Consider the following 24,157-nt stretch of genomic DNA (forward strand, 5'->3'; position numbering starts at 1 on the left):
AGTCACCGCCATTCGGGCAGCTTATGGCCGTCCCGCGAATAATATTGTGTGCGCCCATCGCCTATACCGATATCGCGCAGGAGATATTCCGGCGAATGCTCGGTGATGACGATGTGGGTGCGCTTGCGTGAAAACAGGCGGGAGAACAGCGCGCTCCAGCCGCTGTCAGCCTCACGGCAGATAGTGGGTGCCGGGGCGGTGGCAGAATTGAGGTTCTTCATGGTCTTACCTGTCGGATGAAGCGGCTGTGGGAGGCAGCGGCCCGTTAATCTGTGCCCGTAGATATGCGCCCGAAAACCTTTGTTTTCCAATTGAACATCAATTAGTGTGCATAAGGAGGACTTATGTATCATGACCGCAGCGCTTCCCCCCTTATCGGCCATTCGCGTTTTTGAATCCGCCGCCCGCCATGCAAGTTTCACCCGCGCCGCGGCGGAACTGGGCATGACGCAGGCCGCAGTCAGCTATCAGATCAAGATATTGGAGGAGCGCGTCGGCGCGCCGCTTTTCCTGCGCAAGCCGCGACAAGTGGAATTGACCGAACTTGGCAAGCAGCTTGCGCCCGCGATTACGGAAGCATTCGAGACGATGCGCAATGCCTTCGCCAGCCTGCGTGAAGACGCGGAGGGCACGTTGTCGATCAGCGTTCTGGGCACATTTGCCGCGAACTGGCTGGCGCACCGGCTTGGCTCTTTCCAGATGCGGCATCCGTCGCTTGCGGTCCGGCTCGATACGTCCGACAGTGTGATCGATTTCGCGACAACCAATGTCGACATCGCGATCAGGAGCGGTTTCGGCAAATGGCCTGGTCTGGAAGCGCATCAGCTCATCAAGGCGAGTTTCACGCCCATGCTGAGCCCGGCCCTGGCCGCGACCATTGGCGGGGTAAAGGAGCCTGCCGACCTGTTGCGGCTCAAGATAATCGATGCGAGCGACCCGTGGTGGAAGATCTGGTTCAAGGCGGCGGGGATTGAAAACCCGCAATTGCAGGGCAACTTGCAGAACCGCCTGGGCGCCCAGCATATTGAAGGGCGGGCAACGGTTGCGGGGCAGGGCGTCGGCATCCTCACGCCCGCTTTCCATCAAATAGAAATCGCCACCGGGCAGCTTATCCAGCCCTTTGACATTCTTTGCGACGATGGCCGCGCCTATTGGCTGGTCTATCCCCGGTCCCGCCGCAACACGCCAAAGATTCGCGCATTCAGGGAATGGATATTGAGCGAACTCGACTGCGAATAGCGCTGAAGAAGCGCATTCGATTTTTCGGGCGCACTCATAATTTTTTCCGCCGCATGTCACATTGGGCAATTCTGTCTCGTCATGTCTGTCGAACCTCTTGAACCGAAAGGAACGATACGATGACCCTTCTGCTCAACCCGCTCAATGCCGCGCCTGCCACGATGAAATCCTGGCTGAACGCCTCGATGACCATTGCATCCAGCCTTGAGGCGAGCCTGATCGAGCTTGTCAAAATCCGCTCATCGCAAATCAATGCCTGCGCCAATTGCATCAATATGCATACGGTCGAGGCGCGTTCCCTCGGTGAGACCGAGCAGCGCATCTATCTGCTGTCGGCCTGGCGCGAAGCGCCGTGCTATTCTGAGCGTGAACGTGCGGCTCTGGGATGGGTGGATGCGCTGACCCGCCTGTCGCAAGGTCACGATCTGGAAGAAGCGCGCGCCGCCATGCGGGCACAGTTTACCGAGGAGGAGCAGGTGAACCTTACATTGATGATCAACATCATCAATGGATGGAACCGCATTGCGGTCGGCCTCGACCTCTGGTTCGACCCGGAAACCAAGCAGCCCGTAGCAAAGGCAGCCGCATGATGGCCGACATATCCCCGCAAGGCGATGCAGCCGAAAGCTTCGATCCGCTGCGCCCGAAACTGATCCGCGTTGCCTATCGCATGCTGGGTTCGGTCGCCGATGCGGAGGATATGGTGCAGGAAGCGTTCATCCGATGGATGAACGCCGACCGCAGCGCGGTGCGCGAGCCGGAAGCCTTTTTGCGCCGCGTTGTTACCCGCCTGTGCCTCGATTTTCTGAAATCCGGGCGCAACCAGCGCGAAACCTATTTCGGGCCATGGATTCCCGATCCGGTCGTTGAAGAGGAAGCGGATGACGACGTCACCCTGCCGCTCATGCTGGCGCTGGAGCGCCTGTCGCCGCTGGAACGCGCCGCATTCCTGCTGCACGATGTCTTCGGGCTGGATTTCGACGAGATAGCAAGGACCATCCAGCGGGATGCGGCCGCCTGCCGCCAGCTTGCGGCACGTGCGCGAAAACATGTGCGCGAGGAGCGTCCGCGCTTTCAGGTCGACAGGCAACGCGGGCTTGAGCTGGCGCAGGCTTTTTTCACGGCATCGCGCAGCGGCGACATGAAGCTGCTCGGCACCATGCTCGCCGCAGATGTGCACATGCATGCCGATGGCGGCGGCAAGCGCCCGGCCTTCCCGAAACCTGCTTTCGGCTTCAGCGAGGTGATGGAGATCCACGAGAAACTGGCGGGCTATTTCCGTGGCAACCAGTCGACGCTGCTGCGCATCGTTTTCATCAATGGCTTGCCCGGCTTCATCACGCGCGAAGCCGATGGAGAAATTCAGACGACTGCTCTCGATATGGAAGATGGCAAGATTGCCGGGATTTATGTCGTGCGTAATCCCGACAAGCTGAAGCATCTGCATTGAGCATAATCTGACCCGAGTGAAGCGAGAAACGATCAGGCTCAGCTTGAACAAAGACAGGTTGGAGTGCCGATCCGATGAATTGGATCGGCACTCCAGATTGCCGTGTCGGCGCGCAATCTTAAAGGCAAGCCGGAGCGTTTCGATCCTCAGCTTACCTTCTTGAGCGTGCTCGTATCCTTGTGATCGAAAGGCTTTCCATACACCTGCAAGTTGGTTGTTTGGCTGTATTTAAGTTTGTCTTTGGAGAAATCCATGTCTATGGAGAATTTCAAGGTATTGTCGTTCTCCAACATATAGTCAGATTCGGCAATTCCCTGATTTTTTGTTTCAAGTTTCATCACATCGCCAGCTTTTCCTTCAGCAACGATGCAAACGCCTCTTGGGATGCAAAAAGAATTGTATACTACATCATTCTTTTTGTCATAGATCATGTATCCCCTTTGATCATGAAACTTGGCGTTATCTCTTTTGCGAAATACTTCCTGTTTGTAATAAATGGCGGTCAGAGCCTGATCGCTTGCATTTTTCGCGTCGGCAGCGGGCTCAAATGTATAAACTTCGTAATATGGCTCCACCGCAAGGCCGCCTTTGCCTACGGCAGATTGTGCCTGGCCGGGGGCTACGTCAGTGCCGCCAGTTTCTTCCGTTTTCCACGTGCCGATGAGTTTTGCCAATGGGCCAAAATCCAGGCCGTTTACTATTGTGCTGTCTGTTTGGGAGGTGGGCGTATCTTTAGCGTATGATGGAAGAGTTAATGCTGAAAAAGATAGAGCTAACAAAGCAACTTTGAATCTAAGCATAGTTTCCTCAAATATGCGCCGATTTAAATAATTTCCTTAACTATATAAATATCGGGTCTGTCATGTACGGCGCAGTTCAGCTTAGATTTATTCTAAAAAAATTGTCAATTGAACAGAAATTGACTATTTCGTGAACGTTGGAGCGCCGATCTGATTGAACAGATCGGCGCTCCAACGTCTGGTTTTCACACCCATTTCAAAAGGCGCACGGCGCCTTCGGCTCACCCGATCAGGTAGCGGCAAGCGCCCGCCGCGCCGATGCCGATCAGCACGGTCGGCAGCATGGAAAAGCGCGTTGCGGCGAAGATCGTGATTGCAAGCGCGATGAGGTCGGCTGGCTTGTCGGACACGAAATCGGGCGCGATAACCGAGATCAGGACACAGCCCGGTGCTGCTTCCATCACCGCCGTCGCGCGTTTGCTCAGCGTGCGGTTGCGCAGCAGCACATAACCGCCGATGCGGGTGAGATAGGTGACGCTTGCCATCAGAACGATGGTGAGAACGGCTAACGGATCAATCATTCTTCACCTGCCAGCAGATAGGCTGCAACGAGGCCGGACATGGCACCGGCGGCGACATACCAGGCGCCGGGAACAGTGAGATAGGTGAGCGCCGCCACCACAAGGCTGACCAGCCACGGGCGCGCTGCCGCAAAACCTTTCCACATGCCCGCCAGCAGTACCAGAAACACAGCCGGAAACGCCATGTCGAAACCGTAGGGCCGCAGGTCTCCCATCATCGGGCCGAAGGCCGCGCCAAGCGTGGTGAAGACCACCCATGCGAGGTAGAATGGTATGGCCACCCCGGCATAGAAGGTGAGGCTCATCGCAGGATTGACGCCTTTCGACTGGCGGCGTTTCGCATCGGCAAGACCGAGCGCCCAGCTTTCATCGCACATCAGAAACAGGCTCGCGAAAGCCTTGCGCTTGGGCAGGTGGCGGATGAACGGAGCCAGAGCTGCGCCCATCAGCAGATGGCGGCTGTTGACGAGAAAGGTGATCGCGACGATCAGCAGGACATGCGGCGGCGAGGTCCAGAGCTGGATGGCCGCGAATTCCGATCCGCCTGCGAAGTTCAGCCCGGTCATCAGCGGCACTTCCACGATGCTGAGGCCTTTTTGAGCTGCCTGCGCGCCCAGCACCAGCGCATAGGGAATGATGCCAAGCAGAACCGGCAGGCCAGCTGCGGCCCCGCGGCGGAATTCCGATCCGCGCCCGGATCTGCTTTTTTGAGGCACATAGGCCTGTGAAATATCCATAAAATTCCTGTTGGCTGGTTGCTGGTTCGCAACCGCCCCTTGCTCAGTCTCTTGCGAGTTTGCTTGAGAGTTGCGTAACTATAATCAATTCCGTCAGCAATTTGGTTGCGAATTATGCCCTCATGCATCAATATTTGGCAGAGAATGCCAACAAGATTGGCATAAATGGAATCGAGCGCTAATGAAGCTGGATGAGATCGACAAACGGATTCTGCGCGTGCTGCAACGCGACGGCCGCATCGCCAATAACGATCTCGCACGCGAGGTCGGCCTTTCGCCTTCGCCATGCCTGCGGCGGGTGAAGCTGCTGGAAGAGGCGGGCGTGATCGACCGGTATGTCGCGGTGCTGAACCCGGCCAAGGTCGGCAAGGGGCTGACCTTCTTCACCCGCATCCGGCTGGACCAGCAGGACGAGGAAACGCTTCAGACCTTCGCCAAGGAAATATTGAAGCTGCCGCAGGTGCTTGAATGCTATTTCATGCTCGGCGACTACGATGCGATGATCCGGGTGGTTGCGGCGGATATCGAGGATTACCGCCGCTTCCAGTCGGAATATCTGAGCCGGATCAAGGGTGTTCAGAACCTGAAGACCGACGTGCCGAGCCAGACGGTCAAGCAGACTTCCGAAATGCCCCTGTAGCCTCCTTTGAGGCCGGGTTTTTCGAAATGACCAGATCGAGCTGCGCCAGTTCCTCATTGACCTGATCTGCCAGCGCGAAGAAGCGTCTTCGCATCTTCGAAGCATAGGGATTGGCGTGCTCGATGGCCTGAAACACTTCCGGCGCATCGTGGCGGACCATGTCGACCGCCTGCATCAGAAGATCGAAGCTTTTTGTCGTCATGCGGGTGGGCAATGGTTCCATCTGCACCAGAACCCTGGCAATGAGATGCGTCAGGCCCTGAGCCATCGCCGCCTCGCGGTCATGGTCTTCCGGTGTTGTCATGATGACATCGAGGGAAAGGTGCTTCTTCAGGAAGGCTGCAACCCGATGGAACCGCGTGCCGCGCACCGGGCAGACGGCGATTTTGAGCCCGGCAATGCCGTCGCGGACGCTTTGCGGGCCGAAAAGCGGGTGGGTGGCGACAATATCGACATGCGCGGGCAGGCCGCGCCGCATGATATCGGCAGGCCCGACCTTCACTGAACCGACATCGAGAACAAGCGCGCCGGGGCGCAGATGCGGCGCAATCGCCTCCACCACCCGGTCAAGCATTGCGACCGGCGTCGCCAGAATAACGATATCGCACCGGGCGGCCTGTTCCAGAGAGGCCGGAGCAACGCCGTGTATCAGCGCCGTCTGTTCAAGGTTCGCGGCGGGATCATAGGCATAGAACTGGAAATACGGGTTCAGATAGCGGGCGATAAGCTGCCCGAACGCACCAAAGCCGATAATGCCAATTTTCGTATGCTGATTGTTGTCGCGAGACATGGACTGACCTCTTAAGGGCCGCATGGCCAGAGGCGCTGTCCTTGAAACTCAACCGCTGGCAATGCAGCGGTTGAACTATGACAAAGCAAACCCGCCGCTATGTGAGCGGGGCGTAATAAGACCGGGTGCTGATGAGTGCTTTGTTCATGCCGTCTAGCTATTCCTGCCTTGAGCGGATGTCAACACCGTCTATTTCAGATAGGCGCGAACCACATCGACAAGCTCGCCCGCGCCTTCGTCGCGCTCCTTCTGCGGAAGGGCGCCATCGGCCACATGCATCAGGATATGGTCTTCGATCACTTCCGCCATCAGCCCGTTGACCGCGCCGCGAACGCCGGCAATCACCTGCATGACTTCGGCGCAGCCCTTCTCGTCTTCGAGCATCCGTTCCACGCCCTCAAGCTGGCCGCGAATGCGGCGCACGCGGTTGATGAGCTTCTGCTTTTCGCGGATGGTGTGGGTCATGGATGCTCCTGAAATCTGGACGGTCAGGCGGTTCGCGGTTCCACCTCCACCGTCACATGCGACAAATCATGGATGGCTGCAAGCTTGTTCCGGTAATAGGACGGCGCTTGCGGCTGTTCCGCGATGATCGAAACGATGGCGCCGTGATGGCCCGGCCCAAGCTGCCAGACATGCAGGTCGGCAATTTCGCCGCCCTCGCGGACGATGATTTCGGCGATCTCCTGCGGCAGGTCCTCGTCTTCGGGCAGATAGTCGAGCAGGGTGGAACCCGTGTCCTTTATCAGGCCCCATGACCAGTTTGCGATCACCAAGGCGCCGACGATGCCTATCGCCGGGTCAAGCCAGAGCCAGCCGTAAAGACTGCCCAGCAGAAGCGCTGCAATGGCAAGCACCGATGTCAGCGCATCGGCGAGCACATGCATATAGGCTGCGCGCAGGTTCTGGTCATGGCTGTGATCATGGTGGTGGTGGTCGTGATGGTGCGAATGATCGTCCCTGAGAAGCCAGGCACAGACGAGATTGACGATCAAACCGATGACGGCGACCAGAATGGCCTCGTGAAAATCGATGCTGACCGGCGCGCTGAAGCGCCAGAAGCTTTCCCAGCCGATCAGGAGGGCGATCAGCGCCAGAACAATCGCGCTGGCAAAACCTGCCAGATCGCCGAGCTTGCCGGTGCCGAAGGTAAACCGCGAATTATGCGCGTGCCTGCGCGCATAGAGATAGGCCAGCGCTGCAATCAGCATTGCCGCGGCGTGGGTGGACATATGCCAGCCATCGGCGGTCAGAGCCATGGAGCCGTAAAGGTTTCCGGCGGTGATCTCGATTATCATCATCGTCACCGTGATGGCGATTACCATCCAGGTTCGCTTTTCGTTGCGCTGGTGGTTCTCGCCCAGAAAAACATGCTCGTGCCGGGACGAAAGCTGATGCCCCGGGTGGTCCGGATGGTGATGCGCGCCCATGAAATATCCTTTCAGTTAGAATAGGGGGGTATACTATTTTACGAGGGCTGACAAATCACATTCTCAGGCGCGGCGCTGACTTTGGCCGGCGCTGTTGCATGCGGGCCTATCCGCCGGATTGATGAAAGTTACACCTTTGGGAGTAAAGCCGTGCGCCTTTTCGAGAAGCCCGATGGCCTGATTGCCGGAATCTATTCGGGGGCGGGATCAGCTAAGATTGGGAACATCAACTTGGGGCAAAGCATCGAAGCGCCACTGGTCCGGGCAACGCGGAACGACGCTTCAGGGTTGGAAGCTGTGCATCGTGCTTTGCTAGAAATCCACGCTGATTTTCAGGCCGGTGCCGTAACGAGAAGAGCGGAGGGATACATGTCTTCGGAAAAGAACCCGCATTCGCCGCGCAATCGTGCGCGACGGCATTTTCTGGGTCTCACAGCCGCCGCTGCCGCGAGGATTGCGGCGCTGGGCGTGTTTGCTGCAACGGTGTCGTCGCGTCCGTCGCAGGCGCTGGGCACGAAATGGTGGCATGGTGGTCACGGCGGAGGAGGCGGCACGGGCGCCAACTGCCTCCTGAAAGGAACGCTCATCGAAACACCCGCCGGCCCGGTGGCGGTAGAGGCATTGTCTGTTGGCGATCTCGTGACCACGGTTCGGGGCGACGCCCGCCCGGTCAAATGGGTCGGCTGGCAGAGCCACAGAAAGGGCGGCGCAGAATGGAACGAGAGCGTGATGCCGATCCGCGTCAAGCGCCATGCCATCGACGGTAAAACCCCGCATCGCGACCTTTATCTTTCGTCCAACCATGCGCTGCTCATCGATGGCGTGCTGATCCGCGTGAAGGATCTGGTCAACGGCCAGAGCATAGCGCGCGTGTCGATGGACAAGCCGATCGACTATTACAACATCGTTCTCGACGGTCATGATGCCGTGCTGGCGGAAGGGGCTGCCGTGGAGACTTATCTGATGCGCGGCGACAGCTACAAGAGCTTCACCAATTTTGCCGAGTATCAGGAACTATACCCGGAAGAAGCCAATGTCATCATGCAGCCCTATGCGCCGCTGTTGGGCTATGAAGGTGCGCGTCAGCACATGCATGCGCTGTTGTGCATGAGCGGCATTCTTCCCGTGCGGGACGTGGTTGAGGAAACCTATCAGCGTCTGGCCGCGAAGGCAGGTGCAAGCGTAGCGTAGAACATGAAGCACCGGACGATGGTAAGAATGGCGGGGTGCAGATTGCACCTCGCCTTTTTCATAAAGAAGGCTGACCTAAATCCTGTCCATCAATGCATACCATGACAGGGCAAGGAACAGGAGCGGCGAGCGGAAGGTGCGTCCACCGGGGAAGGCGGGAATGCGCAGTTCCTCGAACAGTTTCAGCCTGTCGCGATTGCCTGCAAGGGTTTCCGCATAGAGCTTGCCCATGTAGTTGGCCAGCATCACCCCATGACCGGAATAGCCGCCCGCCGAAATGACGCCGGGCATGACCTCGCGCACAAAAGGCTGGCGTGGCATGGTGATGCCAACCGAACCGCCCCATGCATGGGTGATTTCGACCTTGTCCAGCGCCGGGTAAATTTCGGCGATCTGGCGGCGGATATGCGTGCTGATGTCGCGCGGATTGTCGGCGGTATAGGCCTCGCGCCCACCGAACAGCAGCCTGCCATCCTTCGAGCGGCGGAAATAGCGCACCACAAAGCGGGAATCGTCGACGGATTCACCGCCTGGAATAACCGGGCTGTCGTCGCCCAGCGGCACCGTTGCGCCGATGAAGGAGCGGATCGGCATGACATGCGATGCGCTGACCGGCTCCAATAGCCCACCATAAGCATTGACGGCGATGAAGGCGTTTTTCGCGACGATGGTTCCGCGATTGGTTTCGACCTCGACCTGCCCGCTTGCCGTGCTGATTTTGGTGGCTCTTGTGTCTTCAAACAGCTTCGCTCCCGCTGCATGGGCGGCTTTTGCCGTTCCGACAAGCAGTTTCAGCGGATGAATGTGGCCGGTCCCTGCATCATGGACGCCGCCATGATAGCGCTGCGAACCGAGCAGGCGCGCCGTTTCCTCACGATCGAGCAGGCGCAGGTGCGGATAGTTGAAGCGACTTGCCATCAGCTCGACGTGACGCTCATAGGACTTCAGATAGCGCGGCTTGTGCACGACCGAAATCTGGCCAGACACATATTCCATGTCGATCCTGTGCTCGTCCGCAAAAGCGAGAAGGTGAGCCTTGGCTTCTTCCGCCACGTCGAACAGCGCCTTGGCGCGCTCGAAGCCATATTCCGCTTCCAGCTCCTCGGCCCATGTGCGCTGGCCGGTGCCGAACTGCCCGCCATTGCGGCCCGATGCGCCATCACCGAACCGCGCGCCGTCGATCAGAACCACATCTGCGCCCAGCCTTGCCAGATGATAGGCCGCTGACAGCCCCGTATATCCGCCGCCGATGACGACGACATCAGCCTGCCGCGACCCATCCATTTCGGGATATTGCGGGCGATCCGGAACGGTCGCCTCGTACCAGGAATAGCCGGGCGAGATTGGGGACTGGTAGGGCATTGGCGGCTCCGGGTGAGTAGGGCAGTAAGGCAGTAGGGCAATAAGGCAGTATGTTACTGATCGGAGAGTTTCCGGATCAGAAGCCTCAGCAGTTTGCCAATACTCTCGCTTTTCACCAATATTAAATCGATCGCTTCGCGGTGCATGAAACCGAGCCTTTCGGCAATGAGAAGATGCGTTTCCATTTCCTTGAGAGAGCCTTGGGCGATGCGCAGAAATTGCTGGTAGGAGCCGCGATTTTCTCGCCCAAAGCCTTCAGCAATATTTGCAGGAACAGAAACGGCAGCGCGTCGGACCTGACTCGTGAGACCGTAGATTTCTTCCTTGGGCCAGCAATCAGTCATCTTATAAATGGCGATAACCATTTCCATTGCCTGTTGCCAAACAAGAAGATCACGATACGAATTGACTGCCATGATCCCCCATTTAGCTTTTCCCTACTGCCCTACTGCCCTACTGCCCTAACTAAACATTCAGCAACAAAAACTCGCGTTCCCACGGGCTGATGACTTCCATGAAGGTTTCGAACTCGGCGCGTTTGATGGCGGCATAGGTCGTCATGAAGGAACTGCCGAACAGGTTGCGCAGCTCGGTATCCTGTTCGAACAGCTCCACAGCGTCGATGAGGCCGCGGGGGAGGTCGACCTCCTTGGTATTGACGCTGGTGGTCGCGGGCTGTTCCGCCTCGATCTTGTTCACAAGGCCGATCAGTCCGCAGGCAAGCGAAGCAGCAAGGGCAAGGTATGGGTTGGCATCGGAAGAGGGGATGCGGTTTTCCACGCGGCGCGCATTGGGGTCGGAGCGCGGCACGCGGAATGCAGTCGTGCGGTTGTCATAGCCCCATTTGACGTTGACGGGCGCGGAGGCGTCCGGCGTCAGGCGGCGGTAGGAGTTGACGTAAGGGGCAAACATGACGAGCGCATTCGGCACATGGCGCTGCATGCCGCCGATGAAGTTGCGGAAGGCTTCGCTTTCGCCGCCATCCTCATTGGTGAAGATGTTGCGCCCGGTCTTCTTGTCCACGATGGACTGGTGAATATGCATCGCCGATCCCGGCTGACCTTGAATGGGCTTCGCCATGAAAGTGGCATACATATCATGTTTCAGCGCCGCCTCGCGGATCGTGCGCTTGAACATGAACACCTGATCGGCCAGTTCAACCGGGTCGCCGTGGCGCAGGTTGATTTCAAGCTGGCCCGCGCCTTCCTCGTGGATCAGCGTGTCGATCTCAAGGCCCTGACCTTCGGAGAAATGGTAGATATCGTCGATCAGTTCGTCGAATTCGTTGACGCCGGCGATCGAATAGCCCTGACCGCCGCCAATGGCGCGGCCCGAACGTCCCACCGGGGGCGTCAGAGGGTAATCGGGGTCGGGGTTCTTGCGCACCAGATAAAATTCGATTTCCGGTGCGACGACCGGCTTCAGCCCCCGCTTGTTGTAGGCGGCAACCACATTGCGCAGCACATTGCGCGGGGTGAACTCGACCGCACGCCCATCCTGATAGACCAGATCGCAGATCACCTGCGCCGTCGGATCGGATTCCCAGGGAACCGCCGACAGGGTGGAGAGATCGGGCAGCAGTCTCAGGTCGCCGTCGTCTTCCGGGTAGTGGAACCCGTGGCCGTCCTCCGGATAATCGCCGGAAATCGTCGTCATGAAGACGGCGGAAGGCAATGCCAGCGAGGTATTGGAGGTGAATTTCTTCGACGGCATCATCTTGCCGCGGGCAACCCCCGCCTGATCGGGGGTAATGCATTCGATGTCTTCGATGTCGCGCCAGGCAAGCCATTCGGTCGCCTGTTTCCAGTTCTTCACACCGCGAAGCGATTTGACATAGGCAGGCGTACGGCGACGCGGGGCGCGCGTAACCTTCTTTTCCGTCGTATCAGCAGACATCCATCACCAGAAAATGATTTCGATAACGGCATGATAGCTGTGACCGTCGTCAATGACAAATGGGACAAATGGGTTGGCCAAGCTTTTGTGTGCGCCATCGCAGAAAGCGCACACAAACCAGAAATAGATGCGTCAGAGACCGAAATGGCCCTTGAGCGCGGGCACGTTGGCGACCAGCTGATCGATAAGCTTCGGGTCATGATCGCGCACGTAGTTGATCACCTGTCCGCCGGCCTCGGTGATCTGGTCACTGGAAAGGCCGCTGGAACGAAGCGTGGCAGCGGCTTTCAACAATGCGCTCATCTTTTCGCCAGCCACATTATCCATCAGGCCCGACAGCGCGCCCATGATACCGCCCGTGCTGTTGGCAAGCACGTCGTGGGCGCTGGCGAGCTGCTGCGCATCCGGCAGGAGCGCGAAAATCTTGCTGCCGATTTCAGGCGCGCTGTGCTGCAGCACTGAAAATACCGAGCCAGCGAGCTTTTCCGCAAGCTGCGGATCGATGTTGATCTTGGCGGCAATGCCGTCGATGAGTGATTGAATTGACATGAATTGGTCTCGTGTTTCTCGCCCCGCAAGGGCAGCTGTACCGATGCCCCGGAAAGAATGCGGTCCTTCCGGGGCATCGGGCAGGATCACGATGGACCATCCCGCGTCAATGCTCAAAGCGCGGCTTTGTCAGGATTGGATGAATTTTCCGTCAAGAATTGCAGGCGAGGCCAGCGGCGGCGGTGCTGCCAGCCCGAAGCCTGCGCCGGGGTAAAAAAAACCCCGACTGGCGGGGCCAGCCGGGGAGGTCAGTTGAGGAAATCCGACCATAAAGCGAGTGGTATATCAAGTCCGTTTCATCGAATTTTGCGGACAATTGTACGTCTGGACATTCTGTCGCTGCCAAAAACCGAAGTGTGCGAACATGGCGGCGACGGCGATGGTCGAAGGCATCATGATTGCTGGTTGGTAACGATGACCGGGATCAAGAGATCGCCCCAGTTGCCGTCGCCGTTCCCGTGTTGCCGAAGGCACACAACAAGAAAGAACATGGCGGCGACGGCGATGGTCGAAGGCATCATGATTGCTGGTTGGTGACGATGACCGGGATCAAGAGATCGCCCCAGTTGCCGTCGCCGCCATGATGCCGGGCCGAGCGGACCAGTTCCACGGAGACGCCTGCCTCGACCGCCTTCATGACGGTGTAGTTGAGGCGATGCAGATCGTTGGCGAGCATACGGATAACGGTCTGCTGATCCGTGGTCATGCTTGAAGATTGTTCTTCTGCTCTTTCCTTGACGCGTGCTGGCGAATTCATGGAACTGTTCCTCCTATTTGTCGCCGGGCTGTTATTCTGCAGCCGGTCTGAACTGTGCTGTTTCAGTCGATTCCTTCATGGCGGTGGTCGAAGACTGGCCGCCGGTGATTGCGAGCGACACGGCATCGAAATAGCCGGTGCCGACTTCGCGCTGATGCTTGGTCGCGGTGTAGCCGTTGGCTTCGGCTGCAAATTCCGCCTCTTGCAGCTCGGAATAGGCTGCCATCTGCCGATCCTTGTACCCGCGCGCCAGTTCGAACATGCCGTAGTTGAGCTGGTGGAAACCGGCCAGCGTGATGAACTGGAACTTGTAGCCCATCGCGCCCAGCTCGCGCTGGAACTTGGCAATCGTCGCGTCGTCGAGGTTCTTCTTCCAGTTGAACGACGGCGAGCAGTTATAGGCGAGCTTCTTGCCCGGATGCGCCTTGTGCACGGCTTCCGCGAAGCGGCGGGCCTGTTCGAGATCGGGCTTGGATGTTTCCATCCAGATCAGATCGCAATAGGGCGCATAGGCAATCGCGCGGGCGATGCACGGCTCGATGCCGTTCTTCACCTGATAGAAGCCTTCCGCCGTGCGGCCCGCATCGTAATCGACGAAGGGCTGGTCGCGCTCGTCGATATCCGAGGTCAGAAGCTTGGCGGCTTCGGCATCGGTGCGGGCGATGATCAGCGTCGGCGTGCCCATGATGTCGGCTGCCAGGCGCGCCGCATTGAGGTTGCGGATATGCGCTGCGGTCGGGATCAGAACCTTGCCGCCAAGATGGCCGCACTTCTTTTCCGAAGCGAGCTGGTCTTCATAGTGAACACCGGCGGCGCCCGCCTCGATGAAGGCCTTCATGATTTCGAATGCGTTGAGTGGCCCGCCAAAGCCTGCTTCCGCATCGGCAACGATGGGGGCAAACCAGGTGTCGACCGAAAGCCCCTTGCCTTCGGCGGTTTCGATCTGGTCGGCGCGCTGCAAGGTTCTGTTGATGCGCTTGGCCAGCTCCGGGGCGGCATTGGCCGGATAGAGCGACTGGTCCGGATACATGGCCGATGCCGTATTGGCATCCGCAGCAACCTGCCAGCCAGAGAGGTAGATCGCCTTCAAGCCGGCGCGGACCATCTGCATGGCCTGGTTGCCGGAAAGCGCGCCAAGCGCATTGACGAAATCTTCCTCATGGATCAGCTTCCAGAGGCGGTTCGCGCCCATTTCAGCCAGCGAATACTTGATGTCCACCGAACCGCGCAGCCTTTTTACATCTTCGGCTGTATGCGCACGCTGGATGCCGTCGAAGCGGCCCTTTGGTGCCGAAGGAATAAGGCTGTAAAAATCTGTCATTTCGGTGTCTCCTCACACTTTGAACTGGTTCGGGAAGAGCAATTTGTCTGCGCTCTTTCTGTGACCAGATTTACAATCTCGATTGGATAGTCGCCAGAAAAACTAACAAAACCGCCAAATAATTGAGGTAACGCTGTCTAAGTTTTGACTGTTCGGCGCTGTAAAATTGTAAATCTTGTCAATGTTCGGATTTCCCGCTATCTTGTCATGAATTGTAAAGATCGGGAGGGTGGAGTTGAGCGAACGCAAGATATTTGCCGGGCCGCGCATCAGGCGCATCCGCAACGAACGCGCTTTGACCCAGACGGCCATGGCTGAGGCGCTGGGCATCTCGCCATCCTATCTGAACCTGATCGAGCGCAACCAGCGACCCCTGACGGTGCAGCTTCTGCTGAAGCTTGCCAGCGTCTACAAGCTCGACCTCGACAGCCTTCAGGCCGAAAGCGGCTCCACGATCACGGGGCTGAAGGAAGTGTTTTCCGATCCGCTTCTGACCGGCGAACTGCCGGGCGATCAGGAACTGGTCGAAATCGGCGAGGCGGCACCCAATGCCGCCGTCGGCATCATGAAGCTCTACCGCGCCTATCGCGAACAGCAGCAGCGCCTGTCCGACCTGTCGCAATTGCTCTCGCATGAGGGAAGCGGGGCGGAACTCTCCGCCACGCGACTGCCGCTCGATGAAGTGCGCGATGTGATGGCGCGGCGGCCTAACCATTATCCGCGCATCGAGGAAGAAGCTGAGAGCTTTTTCGCTCTGCTCAAGCCGGACGGCGATTTGGCGAGTGCGTTGAAGGACTGGCTGCGCCGCGAGCATGGCATCACAGTTCGTTCGCTGCCGGTCGCAACCATGCCGAACTGGCGCAGGCGCTATGACCGGCATTCGCAGCGGCTTTTCATTTCCGAGCGCCTGTCGCCTTTCGATCAGTTGCAGGAAATTGCCATGGAGGCAGCACTTGTCCGCATGCAGGTGGTGATTGGCGCGGAAACGGAAGGGCTGAAACTGTCATCGGGCGAGGCGAAGCGCATCGCCCGGTTCGAACTGGCGCGCTATGCGGCGCAGGCCTTGATGATGCCCTATCGCCAGTTTCGCGATGCGGCGGTGCGGGCGCGTTACGATGTTGACGTGCTGCGCACGCGTTTCGGTGTTTCTTTCCAGCAGGCGGCAAACCGGCTCACGACCTTGCAGCGGCAGGGCGCAAGCGCGCTGCCCTTCTTCGTGATGGAAATCGACCATGCGGGCAACCGGCTGCGTGTTGCAGGTGCGGAAGGCTTTCCGGTCCGTTTCGGCGGGCAATGCCCGAAACTGCCGGTTTATGCGGCTTTTGCGCAGGCCGGTCAGGTGCTGGTCGAGCCGGTGGAATTGCCGGATGGGTCGGCTTTCCTCACCATCGCCCGCACGCTGGAAGGGCCACAGGGTGCGTTCAGCGAGCGTCCGCGCCGCACGGCGCTGCTGCTTGGCTGCGCGCTGGAGGCGGGGGCTGACACGGTTTACGGCGCCTCGCTGTCTAAGGCGGTCAATACCGAAACTGGCCCGGCCTGTCGCCTGTGTGAACGGCAAGGCTGCATCACCCGCGCCGAACCGCCGCTGACGCGCCCGCTCGGGCTGGACGAGATGGTGGCGGGGTTGTCGGCCTTCGATTTCCAGTAGGGACGCGATATTTCGGTTTCTGGTCCGCACATGGCGTGGTCCATCGCTCCTCGGGAGCCTCCGAGAAGCAATTTTTATGTTCGTCCCGTTACGACCCTGTTGACGAATGCTGTGCAATCTAAAAAAGTGCAATAAAGAAACGGTATATCCACCTTGAACCTGCACCGGAATTTATTGTGCAGATTGGAGCAAATGATGGGGATCAAATCCTTCCTTCTGGCAACGACTGTCGCAACGGGTCTGGTCGCGGCCGCCGCATTTTCCGCTGGCGCGCAGGAGCGGGTGGTCAATATCTATAACTGGTCGGATTATATCGACGACACCATCCTCAAGGACTTCACCAAGGAAACCGGGATCAAGGTCGTCTACGACGTTTACGACTCCAACGAAATTCTGGAAACGAAGCTTCTGGCTGGCGGCAGCGGCTATGACCTCGTGGTGCCGTCGGGCGAATTTCTTGGCCGCCAGATTCCGGCTGGCGTGTTCCTGAAGCTCGACAAGGACAAGCTGCCGAACCTCAAGAATATGTGGGATGAAATCTCCACCCGCGCGGCGACCTACGATCCGGGCAACGAATATTCCGTCAACTATATGTGGGGCACGACCGGCATCGGCTACAACAAGGCCAAGATCAAGGAAGCGCTCGGCACCGACACGATCGACTCCTGGGCTGTGCTTTTCGATCCGGAACAGTCGGCGAAGCTCAAGGGCTGCGGCATCTATCTGCTTGATTCTGCCAGCGAAATGCTGCGCCCGGCGCTCAATTATCTGGGTCTCGACCCAAATTCCCCGTCGCCGGACGATTTGCAGAAGGCACAGGAACTTTATCTCAAGATTCGTCCGAATATCCGCAAGTTCCACTCGTCCGAATATATCAATGCGCTGGCCAATGGCGATATCTGCATGGCGATCGGCTATTCCGGCGATATCTTCCAGGCGCGCGACCGCGCCGAAAAGGCAAAGCAGGGCGTCGAGATCGGCTATTCGATCCCGAAGGAAGGCGCGCTGATCTGGTTCGACCAGATGGCAATCCCGGCAGACGCCAAGCACGTGCCGGAAGCGCTGGAATTCATGAACTACATGATGCGCCCGGAAGTGGCTGCCAAGGCTTCGAACTACGTGTTCTATGCCAATGGCAACAAGGCCTCGCAGGAATTCATCGACAAGGAAATCCTTGACGATCCGGAAATCTATCCGACCGAAGAGGTCATGAAGAAACTGTTCGTGCCGAAGCCTTATGACACCAAGACCCAGCGCGTGGTGACCCGCGCCTGGACCAAGATCGTCACGGGTCAATAACGCCCGCTGGGGTAGGCCCGGTGAAATCGTAAAGAGCGGCTCACTGTTCATCAGGGAGCCGCTTTCTATCTTGTAACAGCATATGCATGCGGGCTTCGGCCTGCGGTCAGGTTCCGGCAGGCTTATAGGGGAACGGAATGGAATCTTTTGGCAGTTTTCGCCGCAAGTTTGCGCCTTGGAATGATCCGGCGGCCAAGCCCTTCATTTCATTTGAAAACGTGACGAAGATTTTCGGCGACTTCACCGCTGTCGATGATCTGTCGCTGAATGTTTTCAATCGCGAGTTCTTCGCGCTGCTTGGCGCTTCGGGTTGCGGCAAGACCACGCTGATGCGCATGCTGGCGGGCTTCGAGGAGCCGACATCGGGTCGGATCACGCTCGACGGTCAGGACATGCGCGGAATCCCGCCCTACAAGCGCCCGGTCAACATGATGTTCCAGTCCTATGCGCTGTTTCCGCATATGACGGTGGAGAAGAATATCGCCTTCGGTCTGAAACAGGACGGCATGGCGAAATCGGAAATCGATGCGCGCGTGGCCGAAATGCTGAAGCTCGTGAAGCTTGAGCAATATGGCAAGCGCAAGCCGCATCAGCTTTCCGGCGGCCAGCGCCAGCGCGTGGCGCTTGCCCGCTCTGTCGCCAAGCGCCCGAAGGTGCTGCTGCTGGACGAACCGCTTGGCGCGCTGGACAAGAAGCTGCGCGAGGAAACCCAGTTCGAGCTGATGGATTTGCAGGTCAAGCTCGGCATGACCTTCATGGTCGTCACCCACGATCAGGAAGAAGCCATGACCATGTCCGACCGTATCGCGGTGATGGACAAGGGACGCATCAAGCAGGTGGCGACGCCAGCCGAGGTCTATGAGGCGCCGCGCTCCAAATTCGTGGCCGACTTCATCGGCAATGTGAACATCATCGAAGGCGAAGTCGTGAAAGCCGTCAATGGCGAGGCCGAGATCGCTACGGAAAAATTCGGCTTCCACATTCAGACCGAGACCCGCGAAGAGCTGACGCCCGGCCAGAAGGTCTGGTATGCGGTGCGCCCGGAAAAGACACGCATCACCCGCGAAAAGCCGGAGGACGCGTCAGTCAATGCGGTGGAAGGCGAGCTTTGGGATATCGCCTATTTCGGCGACATGACGGTGTTCCATGTGCGGCTCGACAATGGCCGCACCATCAAGGCCGCCAGCCTCAACGCCGTGCGCAAGACGGAAAACCCGCTCACCTATGACGAGCGTGTCTGGGTTTCGTTCGATACCGATGCCGGTCTGGTGCTGACGGCCTGAGGAGGGCAAGACCATGCAGAAGCTGATTGCTTCCATCGCCAGCCGCCTTGTCATCGCGGTGCCTTATCTCTGGCTGCTGGTATTCTTCCTCGTCCCGTTCTTCATCGTCTTCAAGATTTCGCTGTCGCAGGTCGCGATGTCGATCCCGCCTTATGTTCCAACCTTTGGGATCGCTGAGGGGCTTGCCGCGAACTGGGCGAAGATCAAACAGCTGTCCTTCGACAATTATCTTTGGCTGCTCGATGATCCGCTTTATTACAAGGCCTATCTGTCGAGTGTCCGCATCGCGGCGATTTCAACCTTCCTAACTTTGCTGGTGGCCTATCCGATGGCCTACGGCATTGCGCGTGCGCCGACGACGATCCGCCCGACGCTTTTGATGATGGTGATCCTGCCGTTCTGGACATCGTTCCTGATCCGCGTCTATGCGTGGATCGGCATTTTGAAGCCGGAAGGACTGCTCAACCAGTTTTTGATGTGGCTGAATATTATCGATGCGCCGCTCACTATCCTGAATACGGATACGGCTGTCTTTATCGGTATCGTCTACTCCTATCTGCCTTTCATGGTGTTGCCGATCTATTCGTCGCTGGAAAAGATGGACTATTCGCTGATCGAGGCGGCGCAGGATCTGGGCTGCACACCATTTTCCGCCTTCTGGAAAATTACCTTCCCGCTGTCGCTGGCGGGTGTGCTGGCGGGCTGCTTCCTGGTGTTCATTCCTGCCATCGGCGAATTTGTGATCCCGGATGTGCTAGGTGGGTCGGAAACGCTCATGATCGGCAAGACGATCTGGAACGAATTCTTCTCCAACCGTGACTGGGCCGTGGCGTCTGCAGTGGCCGTCGTCCTTCTGGTCATCCTGATCATTCCGATCGTCATATTCCAGCAAGTTCAGGCACGTGCGCAGGAAAAGGGGAAATAGACCATGAATAGCAATTGGTCGCGTTTCAATATTGCGTCCGTCGTGCTCGGCTTTGCATTCCTGTATCTGCCGATCGTTATCCTTGTGATCTTTTCGTTTAATGAATCGCAATTGGTGACTGTCTGGGCCGGCTTTTCCACCAAATGGTATCGGGGGCTTCTGGATAATGAATCGCTGATGGCGGCAGCATGGATAACGCTGCGCATCGCGTTTCTTTCAGCGACCATCGCAACCGTGCTCGGCACGCTCGCCGCGCTGGCGCTGACGCGCTATACGCGTTTTCGCGGACGCATCCTGTTTTCGGGCATGGTCTATGCGCCGCTGGTCATGCCCGATGTCATCACAGGCCTTTCGCTGCTGCTGTTGTTCGTGGCGATGAATTTCGACCGAGGCTTCTGGACGATTGTCCTTGCCCATATCACCTTTGCCATGTGTTTCGTGGCAGTCGTCGTGCAGTCGCGTCTGGTGAGCTTCGACCGCTCGCTGGAGGAGGCGGCCATGGACCTTGGCGCGCCGCCGGTCACGACTTTCATGAAGGTGACGTTGCCGGTGATCCTTCCCGCCGTGGTTTCCGGCTGGATGCTGGCTTTCACGCTTTCGCTCGACGATCTGGTGATCGCAAGCTTCGCCTCCGGCCCGAGCGCAAGCACCTTGCCGATGAAAATCTACAGCCAGATGCGGCGGGGTGTAACACCGGAAATCAACGCGATCTGTACGATCCTGATCGCGCTGGTCACCACCGGCGTCATCGTCGCATCCATCGTCAACAAGCGCCGCGAAGTGCAGCGCCGCCGTGACGAGCAGGCGGCGTTCCGTATGGGATAATCGAGGATTTGCCTGCTGGCTATTTCTGGTCAGTAGGCAAACCGCGCCGCGAGAAGCTTGCCCCGCGCCATGGTTGGCAACTCGACATAGCGATGCATCAGCGTGGCGATGCCGACGCTCAGGATAATATAGGCTGGCAGCAGCGCGATCAGCGCGACATGACCGTAAAGCAGGTGCACGAGCGCAAAAAGCACTGTCGCATGGACGAGATAGAGGCTGTAGGAAATGCGGCCAAGAAATTGCGGCAGGGGCAGCAGCAGGAAGCGACGCAGCGTATCGCAGGAAACCGCAAGCACCATGATCCACACCAGCCCTGTGATCGTGGCCCAGTCCGTCAGATCTCCAAGCCAGCTTTTCAGCATGGGCGGTCCGGCTCCATAGGTGACAAGCAGCAGAGCCAGGACATTGATCGCGATCGCCATCCGGTTTGAGAGCTGCCGGTAGAAGCTTTGGATGGCAGGCAGGTTCTGCGCCATCAGGCTGTCCAGCATGAAGAAGCTCGCAAAATGCACGGTAATCCACCAGCCGCCCGTATAGGGATCGGACCGAAGACCATTTGCCAGAACGGAAAGCCCGAAAGCCACTGCAATCGCCGCTCTCGGCCGCAATGCGATGGTGAGAGCGAAGAGCAACGGAAATATGATCGATATCCGCATCTCGTAAACCAGAGACCAGAAAGCCGTATTCACTTCGCCATTGGGGTAGGCGCCGATGAACAACAGATGTTGCGCAATCGTCTGCGGCGTCACCGGCGTGGTCCATGTGAGGTTGAACCAGTTGCTCAGTTCCGGGATCGGCCCGTTCAGAAACAGGGCGCCGGCAAGCGCGAGCGAAAGCGCAACGAGATAGGGCAGGTATATGCGGCAGGTGCGCCGGATAAGATAGGCTGGATAGGATGGCGCGTGGTGCAAGAAAGGCAGCGTGAGAACGAAGCCGCTCAACAGGAAGAAGAGCAGGACTGCTTCATGAGCGGCAAAAAAGAACCGGAGCGGGGATCGCAGCAGAATGAAAAAATATGGACCCATGGCGTCATAGGGCCATATGTTCACGAAATGCCGCATCAAAACGACGGTCGCTGCCAGTCCGCGTAACGCATCGAGTTCGGGATAGCGTCCCGGCTGGGTGTGTATCGGCACGACCGCGGTCCCTTTGCTCCTGTGAGGGAGCCAACTTTGCGGACCCTGCGCCCTTCGGTCAATTCGGGCCTTCGGATGGCGTCCATCGCCGAAAGGCGTAGGGTGCCCCTGCATTGCGGGGAAGCCGGACTATTGCCCCGCTCCCGAGGAGGGTGAGATGAAGGGCCTGTCCCACGAGCCGCCGACAAAGAAATTGAGCGGCGGCTTTGCGGGTGGGGCTTCTGCAGGCGGCTGGCCGTTCTGGCCATCGGTGCCGCTTTCCTGCTGCTGTTGTGGCTGGCCGTTCGGGAAGACGACCTCGCCGCTCAGCGCCAGACTGCGATCCACGAAAGGCACGATGCCTGCCAGCGTCAGCGTGCCGTCGGACGTGTCGAGCTTTGCATTTTCAAGCGTGGCCACGCCATCGGACAGGTTTGCCTTCACATCCAGCCGGTTGAAGGCAAGCGCGACATTGTCTTTCCGCTCAAGAGCGAAAAAACGCTGGCTCTGCGCTTTGGCAAGAAAATCCTGTACGGCAAAACCTTGCATCTGACCATTGTTGAGCTGGATGGAGACATTGCCCTGCGCGTTTGTCAGAAGGCCGGACCAGCGATTGGCCGGGCCCTTCATGGACAGGGAAACATTGCCCTTGCCGGTGATGAAGGGCTTGTCGAAGCCCAAGGCCGCAAAGAACTGCGAACTGTCGATATCGCTGGCGTTGAAGCGCAGCTCGCCGCTCGCACTTTTCAGATCGCGTACAATCTGCACATTGGCCTGCATGATGCCGTTGAAGGCCTTGGCGTCGCCGATGTCGAAAATGGCGCGGCCACCGCGTATCTGCACGGCGGCTGCTACGCCGGTCATATTGACCGGCCCCGCTGTGGCGTTCTGCGCGGAAAGCCGCAGATCGACTTCTGCGCGGTCGATGAAACTCGTGTCGACCAGTTCCCGGTCGGCATTGTCACGCTCGCTCGGCGAACGCGCGGCGCTGTCGGGGAGCGGAATGAAGGCAGAAAACAGGCGGCGCAGGTCCAGCCTGTCGAAAGCCAGAGTGCCGGTCACCGCCGGTTGCGCCTGCTCCAGACCGATTTCGATCACGCCCTTGGCCGGGCTGTCATTGGCAGTCATTTCCACATCCGCGAATTTCAGCCGTTTGGGTGTCGCGGTGATGGTGGATTCCAGCGAAAACGCGCCGATTTCGGCACTGCCAGCAACAGGCGGGAGGCTAAGCCAGCGCACAGCGCCGCTGAGCGACGGGGTTTTGGCGGTCAGGGCGCCTTCGAAAAAGCGATCCTTGGAAATATTGGCCTTGCCCTGAAACGTGATGCTCAATGGATTGGCGGTCAGGCTCGCGGTCACATCCGAAGTGCCGCCCGCCAGAAGCGGCAAGGCCTGCGCGGCTGTGAGGCTGAATTGGGAGGTCTCGTCACGCCATCTGGCGCTGCCTTTCAGCGTTGCGGCGCTCGATGTGCGCGGCCATTCCAATGTGGCGTTGACATTGGTTATCTGCTCGTCGCTGGTGACTTCCGGCTCGCTGCCCGGACGGTTGAACGCAATCGTCCCATCGCGCACCACGACGCGGCCAAAGGGCTGCGATGCCTGTTGTGCGGCCTGCGCATTATCGCCGGAACCGCTTTGCTGCAATGCGCGCTGCGCGCGGATGGCCGTGCCAAGCCGCCCGTTGGAATTGGCGATGGCGTCGAGGAGCTGCGAAAAATTCGAAACTGGCCCGTCGAGGTTGACGTGCGGACGGACAATCTGCGTTTCGGAAAACGAGATGTGCCCCATGATGGCATCAAGCGGCGAAAGTTCCACATCGATGCGGTCTGCGCTCATGAGCGGCTTCTGTCCCTGATCGGTGAGCTTGCTAAGCGTCACGCCGTTCAGGGAGGCGCGCAGAACAGGGAAAACCTTGAGACGAGGCGCTTGCCTGAGTTCAACACTATAGCCGGTCCAGGCGCTGATTTCCTGCGCCACCCGGACGCGGATGGCATCGGTGGAAACGATGAAAGGCACCACGGCCAGCAAGGTTGCTACAGCCGCAGCGCAGAGAATGACGAGCGCAATTATGAGGCGCATAAATCGGGGCCAGCGCATCAACCATCCAATCAGTGAAACAAGGTTACGGTGTAAACTAGAGTATTTTTCAGTCAAATGGAAAAATGGGATGCTGCATAAATGCGGCAAAAACAAAGAGATAGAGTTCGCTTTGGTTTGCTTCACCGAGCGAAACAGGCGCGAAACGCCGAATGGTTAATCAATTGTCGCACGGAAATTAACCCTGATTTTACAGTTGCTACCGATGCGTAAATTCTGAACCGGGAATTTAAGGCATCGTTAACCGGCTTCACGCGATAAGGGATGCAACACCTGAGTGAT

The 24,157-nt window shown here is 58.3% G+C and carries 26 protein-coding genes; 10 read left to right on the forward strand and 16 right to left on the reverse strand.

Going from position 1 to position 24,157, the window contains the following annotated elements:
* Positions 1–2: 2 nt before the first annotated feature.
* Positions 3–221 carry a hypothetical protein gene (locus AC0TOF_RS11470; protein WP_473768330.1) on the reverse strand — a complete coding sequence of 73 codons (219 nt, stop codon included), beginning with the start codon at positions 219–221 and terminating at the stop codon, positions 3–5.
* Between the two features lie 130 nt (positions 222–351).
* Here AC0TOF_RS11470 and gcvA point away from each other — a divergent pair, with 130 nt between their 5' ends.
* The 3 genes from gcvA to AC0TOF_RS11485 all read left to right on the forward strand — a co-directional run bounded on the left by gcvA (position 352) and on the right by AC0TOF_RS11485 (position 2,689).
* Complete coding sequence (gene gcvA / locus AC0TOF_RS11475; RefSeq protein ID WP_122002005.1) at positions 352–1,239, forward strand: transcriptional regulator GcvA; 888 nt, start codon at positions 352–354, stop codon at positions 1,237–1,239.
* A gap of 119 nt (positions 1,240–1,358) precedes the next feature.
* Positions 1,359–1,829, forward strand: coding sequence for a carboxymuconolactone decarboxylase family protein (locus AC0TOF_RS11480; protein ID WP_473768331.1), 471 nt, complete (start codon positions 1,359–1,361; stop codon positions 1,827–1,829).
* The gene (locus AC0TOF_RS11485) at positions 1,829–2,689 is read left to right on the forward strand and encodes a sigma-70 family RNA polymerase sigma factor (protein ID WP_473768609.1); all 861 of its coding nucleotides are present in this window, start codon (positions 1,829–1,831) and stop codon (positions 2,687–2,689) included. The genes AC0TOF_RS11480 and AC0TOF_RS11485 overlap by 1 nt, the downstream gene beginning before the upstream one ends.
* Positions 2,690–2,835: 146 nt before the next feature.
* On the opposite strand, the gene AC0TOF_RS11490 is transcribed toward AC0TOF_RS11485, so the two are convergent.
* The 3 genes from AC0TOF_RS11490 to AC0TOF_RS11500 form a co-directional block, all read right to left on the reverse strand.
* A complete protein-coding gene (locus tag AC0TOF_RS11490; RefSeq protein WP_473768332.1) occupies positions 2,836–3,489 on the reverse strand; it encodes a heme-binding beta-barrel domain-containing protein in 654 nt (217 codons plus the stop codon).
* Positions 3,490–3,710: 221 nt separating this feature from the next.
* Positions 3,711–4,010, reverse strand: a complete 300-nt coding sequence (locus AC0TOF_RS11495; protein WP_010659133.1) for an AzlD family protein — start codon at positions 4,008–4,010, stop codon at positions 3,711–3,713.
* Positions 4,007–4,747 (reverse strand): AzlC family ABC transporter permease, encoded by a 741-nt coding sequence (locus tag AC0TOF_RS11500; RefSeq protein ID WP_473768333.1) that lies wholly within the window; start codon positions 4,745–4,747, stop codon positions 4,007–4,009. Before AC0TOF_RS11500 ends, AC0TOF_RS11495 begins: the two co-directional genes overlap by 4 nt.
* A gap of 181 nt (positions 4,748–4,928) precedes the next feature.
* Between AC0TOF_RS11500 and AC0TOF_RS11505 the strand changes: the two genes are divergently transcribed.
* The gene (locus AC0TOF_RS11505; protein WP_006473061.1) at positions 4,929–5,387 is read left to right on the forward strand and encodes an Lrp/AsnC family transcriptional regulator; all 459 of its coding nucleotides are present in this window, start codon (positions 4,929–4,931) and stop codon (positions 5,385–5,387) included.
* On the opposite strand, the gene AC0TOF_RS11510 is transcribed toward AC0TOF_RS11505, so the two are convergent.
* The 3 genes from AC0TOF_RS11510 to dmeF form a co-directional block, all read right to left on the reverse strand.
* Complete coding sequence (locus AC0TOF_RS11510) at positions 5,359–6,177, reverse strand: prephenate dehydrogenase/arogenate dehydrogenase family protein (RefSeq protein ID WP_473768334.1); 819 nt, start codon at positions 6,175–6,177, stop codon at positions 5,359–5,361. The genes AC0TOF_RS11505 and AC0TOF_RS11510 overlap by 29 nt on opposite strands.
* Positions 6,178–6,366: 189 nt before the next feature.
* Positions 6,367–6,642, reverse strand: a complete 276-nt coding sequence (locus AC0TOF_RS11515; protein ID WP_021587391.1) for a metal/formaldehyde-sensitive transcriptional repressor — start codon at positions 6,640–6,642, stop codon at positions 6,367–6,369.
* 23 nt (positions 6,643–6,665) lie between these two features.
* Positions 6,666–7,607, reverse strand: a complete 942-nt coding sequence (gene dmeF, locus AC0TOF_RS11520; RefSeq protein ID WP_473768335.1) for a CDF family Co(II)/Ni(II) efflux transporter DmeF — start codon at positions 7,605–7,607, stop codon at positions 6,666–6,668.
* A 369-nt stretch (positions 7,608–7,976) separates the two neighbouring features.
* Here dmeF and AC0TOF_RS11525 point away from each other — a divergent pair, with 369 nt between their 5' ends.
* Complete coding sequence (locus AC0TOF_RS11525; protein ID WP_473768336.1) at positions 7,977–8,798, forward strand: Hint domain-containing protein; 822 nt, start codon at positions 7,977–7,979, stop codon at positions 8,796–8,798.
* A 75-nt stretch (positions 8,799–8,873) separates the two neighbouring features.
* Here AC0TOF_RS11525 and AC0TOF_RS11530 read toward each other — a convergent pair whose 3' ends face one another.
* The 7 genes from AC0TOF_RS11530 to aceA all read right to left on the reverse strand — a co-directional run bounded on the left by AC0TOF_RS11530 (position 8,874) and on the right by aceA (position 14,683).
* The gene (locus AC0TOF_RS11530; RefSeq protein WP_473768337.1) at positions 8,874–10,160 is read right to left on the reverse strand and encodes an NAD(P)/FAD-dependent oxidoreductase; all 1,287 of its coding nucleotides are present in this window, start codon (positions 10,158–10,160) and stop codon (positions 8,874–8,876) included.
* 53 nt (positions 10,161–10,213) lie between these two features.
* Positions 10,214–10,576, reverse strand: a complete 363-nt coding sequence (locus AC0TOF_RS11535) for a four helix bundle protein (protein WP_473768338.1) — start codon at positions 10,574–10,576, stop codon at positions 10,214–10,216.
* Positions 10,577–10,625: 49 nt separating this feature from the next.
* On the reverse strand, positions 10,626–12,056 hold the full coding sequence (locus tag AC0TOF_RS11540) for a glutamine synthetase family protein (RefSeq protein WP_122001996.1): 1,431 nt from the start codon (positions 12,054–12,056) through the stop codon (positions 10,626–10,628).
* A gap of 132 nt (positions 12,057–12,188) precedes the next feature.
* Complete coding sequence (locus AC0TOF_RS11545; protein WP_122002264.1) at positions 12,189–12,605, reverse strand: DUF2267 domain-containing protein; 417 nt, start codon at positions 12,603–12,605, stop codon at positions 12,189–12,191.
* Positions 12,606–12,997: 392 nt separating this feature from the next.
* Complete coding sequence (locus AC0TOF_RS11550) at positions 12,998–13,126, reverse strand: hypothetical protein (protein ID WP_473768339.1); 129 nt, start codon at positions 13,124–13,126, stop codon at positions 12,998–13,000.
* Entirely contained in the window at positions 13,123–13,362 is a 240-nt protein-coding gene (locus AC0TOF_RS11555) for an SMc00767 family acetate metabolism repressor (protein ID WP_100650836.1), read from the reverse strand. Before AC0TOF_RS11555 ends, AC0TOF_RS11550 begins: the two co-directional genes overlap by 4 nt.
* Positions 13,363–13,393: 31 nt before the next feature.
* On the reverse strand, positions 13,394–14,683 hold the full coding sequence (aceA, locus tag AC0TOF_RS11560) for an isocitrate lyase (RefSeq protein ID WP_473768340.1): 1,290 nt from the start codon (positions 14,681–14,683) through the stop codon (positions 13,394–13,396).
* A 235-nt stretch (positions 14,684–14,918) separates the two neighbouring features.
* Between aceA and AC0TOF_RS11565 the strand changes: the two genes are divergently transcribed.
* The 5 genes from AC0TOF_RS11565 to AC0TOF_RS11585 all read left to right on the forward strand — a co-directional run bounded on the left by AC0TOF_RS11565 (position 14,919) and on the right by AC0TOF_RS11585 (position 20,663).
* Positions 14,919–16,331: a helix-turn-helix domain-containing protein gene (locus AC0TOF_RS11565; RefSeq protein WP_473768341.1), complete on the forward strand. Its 1,413-nt coding sequence runs from the start codon at positions 14,919–14,921 to the stop codon at positions 16,329–16,331.
* Between the two features lie 195 nt (positions 16,332–16,526).
* Complete coding sequence (locus AC0TOF_RS11570; RefSeq protein WP_473768610.1) at positions 16,527–17,630, forward strand: polyamine ABC transporter substrate-binding protein; 1,104 nt, start codon at positions 16,527–16,529, stop codon at positions 17,628–17,630.
* Positions 17,631–17,767: 137 nt separating this feature from the next.
* The gene (locus AC0TOF_RS11575) at positions 17,768–18,913 is read left to right on the forward strand and encodes an ABC transporter ATP-binding protein (protein WP_473768342.1); all 1,146 of its coding nucleotides are present in this window, start codon (positions 17,768–17,770) and stop codon (positions 18,911–18,913) included.
* A 13-nt stretch (positions 18,914–18,926) separates the two neighbouring features.
* The gene (locus AC0TOF_RS11580) at positions 18,927–19,838 is read left to right on the forward strand and encodes an ABC transporter permease subunit (protein ID WP_100650828.1); all 912 of its coding nucleotides are present in this window, start codon (positions 18,927–18,929) and stop codon (positions 19,836–19,838) included.
* Between the two features lie 3 nt (positions 19,839–19,841).
* Positions 19,842–20,663, forward strand: coding sequence for an ABC transporter permease (locus AC0TOF_RS11585; RefSeq protein WP_473768343.1), 822 nt, complete (start codon positions 19,842–19,844; stop codon positions 20,661–20,663).
* Positions 20,664–20,692: 29 nt separating this feature from the next.
* On the opposite strand, the gene AC0TOF_RS11590 is transcribed toward AC0TOF_RS11585, so the two are convergent.
* Positions 20,693–21,799, reverse strand: coding sequence for an acyltransferase family protein (locus tag AC0TOF_RS11590; RefSeq protein ID WP_473768344.1), 1,107 nt, complete (start codon positions 21,797–21,799; stop codon positions 20,693–20,695).
* Between the two features lie 129 nt (positions 21,800–21,928).
* On the reverse strand, positions 21,929–23,875 hold the full coding sequence (locus AC0TOF_RS11595; RefSeq protein WP_473768345.1) for an AsmA family protein: 1,947 nt from the start codon (positions 23,873–23,875) through the stop codon (positions 21,929–21,931).
* Positions 23,876–24,157: the final 282 nt, after the last annotated feature.

Source organism: Ochrobactrum sp. PL_is501, from assembly GCF_055816895.1.

Coding starts and splice junctions, on each gene's coding strand:
- AC0TOF_RS11480 (WP_473768331.1), top strand. CDS start 1,359: ATGACCCTTCTGCTCAACCCGCTCAATGCCGCGCCTGCCACGATGAAA.
- AC0TOF_RS11535 (WP_473768338.1), bottom strand. CDS start 10,576: ATGGCAGTCAATTCGTATCGTGATCTTCTTGTTTGGCAACAGGCAATG.
- AC0TOF_RS11470 (WP_473768330.1), bottom strand. CDS start 221: ATGAAGAACCTCAATTCTGCCACCGCCCCGGCACCCACTATCTGCCGT.
- AC0TOF_RS11495 (WP_010659133.1), bottom strand. CDS start 4,010: ATGATTGATCCGTTAGCCGTTCTCACCATCGTTCTGATGGCAAGCGTC.
- AC0TOF_RS11510 (WP_473768334.1), bottom strand. CDS start 6,177: ATGTCTCGCGACAACAATCAGCATACGAAAATTGGCATTATCGGCTTT.
- AC0TOF_RS11550 (WP_473768339.1), bottom strand. CDS start 13,126: ATGATGCCTTCGACCATCGCCGTCGCCGCCATGTTCTTTCTTGTTGTG.
- AC0TOF_RS11505 (WP_006473061.1), top strand. CDS start 4,929: ATGAAGCTGGATGAGATCGACAAACGGATTCTGCGCGTGCTGCAACGC.
- AC0TOF_RS11490 (WP_473768332.1), bottom strand. CDS start 3,489: ATGCTTAGATTCAAAGTTGCTTTGTTAGCTCTATCTTTTTCAGCATTA.
- gcvA (WP_122002005.1), top strand. CDS start 352: ATGACCGCAGCGCTTCCCCCCTTATCGGCCATTCGCGTTTTTGAATCC.
- aceA (WP_473768340.1), bottom strand. CDS start 14,683: ATGACAGATTTTTACAGCCTTATTCCTTCGGCACCAAAGGGCCGCTTC.
- AC0TOF_RS11540 (WP_122001996.1), bottom strand. CDS start 12,056: ATGTCTGCTGATACGACGGAAAAGAAGGTTACGCGCGCCCCGCGTCGC.
- AC0TOF_RS11545 (WP_122002264.1), bottom strand. CDS start 12,605: ATGTCAATTCAATCACTCATCGACGGCATTGCCGCCAAGATCAACATC.
- AC0TOF_RS11485 (WP_473768609.1), top strand. CDS start 1,829: ATGGCCGACATATCCCCGCAAGGCGATGCAGCCGAAAGCTTCGATCCG.
- AC0TOF_RS11555 (WP_100650836.1), bottom strand. CDS start 13,362: ATGAATTCGCCAGCACGCGTCAAGGAAAGAGCAGAAGAACAATCTTCA.
- AC0TOF_RS11570 (WP_473768610.1), top strand. CDS start 16,527: ATGGGGATCAAATCCTTCCTTCTGGCAACGACTGTCGCAACGGGTCTG.
- AC0TOF_RS11500 (WP_473768333.1), bottom strand. CDS start 4,747: ATGGATATTTCACAGGCCTATGTGCCTCAAAAAAGCAGATCCGGGCGC.
- AC0TOF_RS11530 (WP_473768337.1), bottom strand. CDS start 10,160: ATGCCCTACCAGTCCCCAATCTCGCCCGGCTATTCCTGGTACGAGGCG.
- AC0TOF_RS11580 (WP_100650828.1), top strand. CDS start 18,927: ATGCAGAAGCTGATTGCTTCCATCGCCAGCCGCCTTGTCATCGCGGTG.
- dmeF (WP_473768335.1), bottom strand. CDS start 7,607: ATGGGCGCGCATCACCATCCGGACCACCCGGGGCATCAGCTTTCGTCC.
- AC0TOF_RS11585 (WP_473768343.1), top strand. CDS start 19,842: ATGAATAGCAATTGGTCGCGTTTCAATATTGCGTCCGTCGTGCTCGGC.
- AC0TOF_RS11575 (WP_473768342.1), top strand. CDS start 17,768: ATGGAATCTTTTGGCAGTTTTCGCCGCAAGTTTGCGCCTTGGAATGAT.
- AC0TOF_RS11515 (WP_021587391.1), bottom strand. CDS start 6,642: ATGACCCACACCATCCGCGAAAAGCAGAAGCTCATCAACCGCGTGCGC.
- AC0TOF_RS11595 (WP_473768345.1), bottom strand. CDS start 23,875: ATGCGCTGGCCCCGATTTATGCGCCTCATAATTGCGCTCGTCATTCTC.
- AC0TOF_RS11525 (WP_473768336.1), top strand. CDS start 7,977: ATGTCTTCGGAAAAGAACCCGCATTCGCCGCGCAATCGTGCGCGACGG.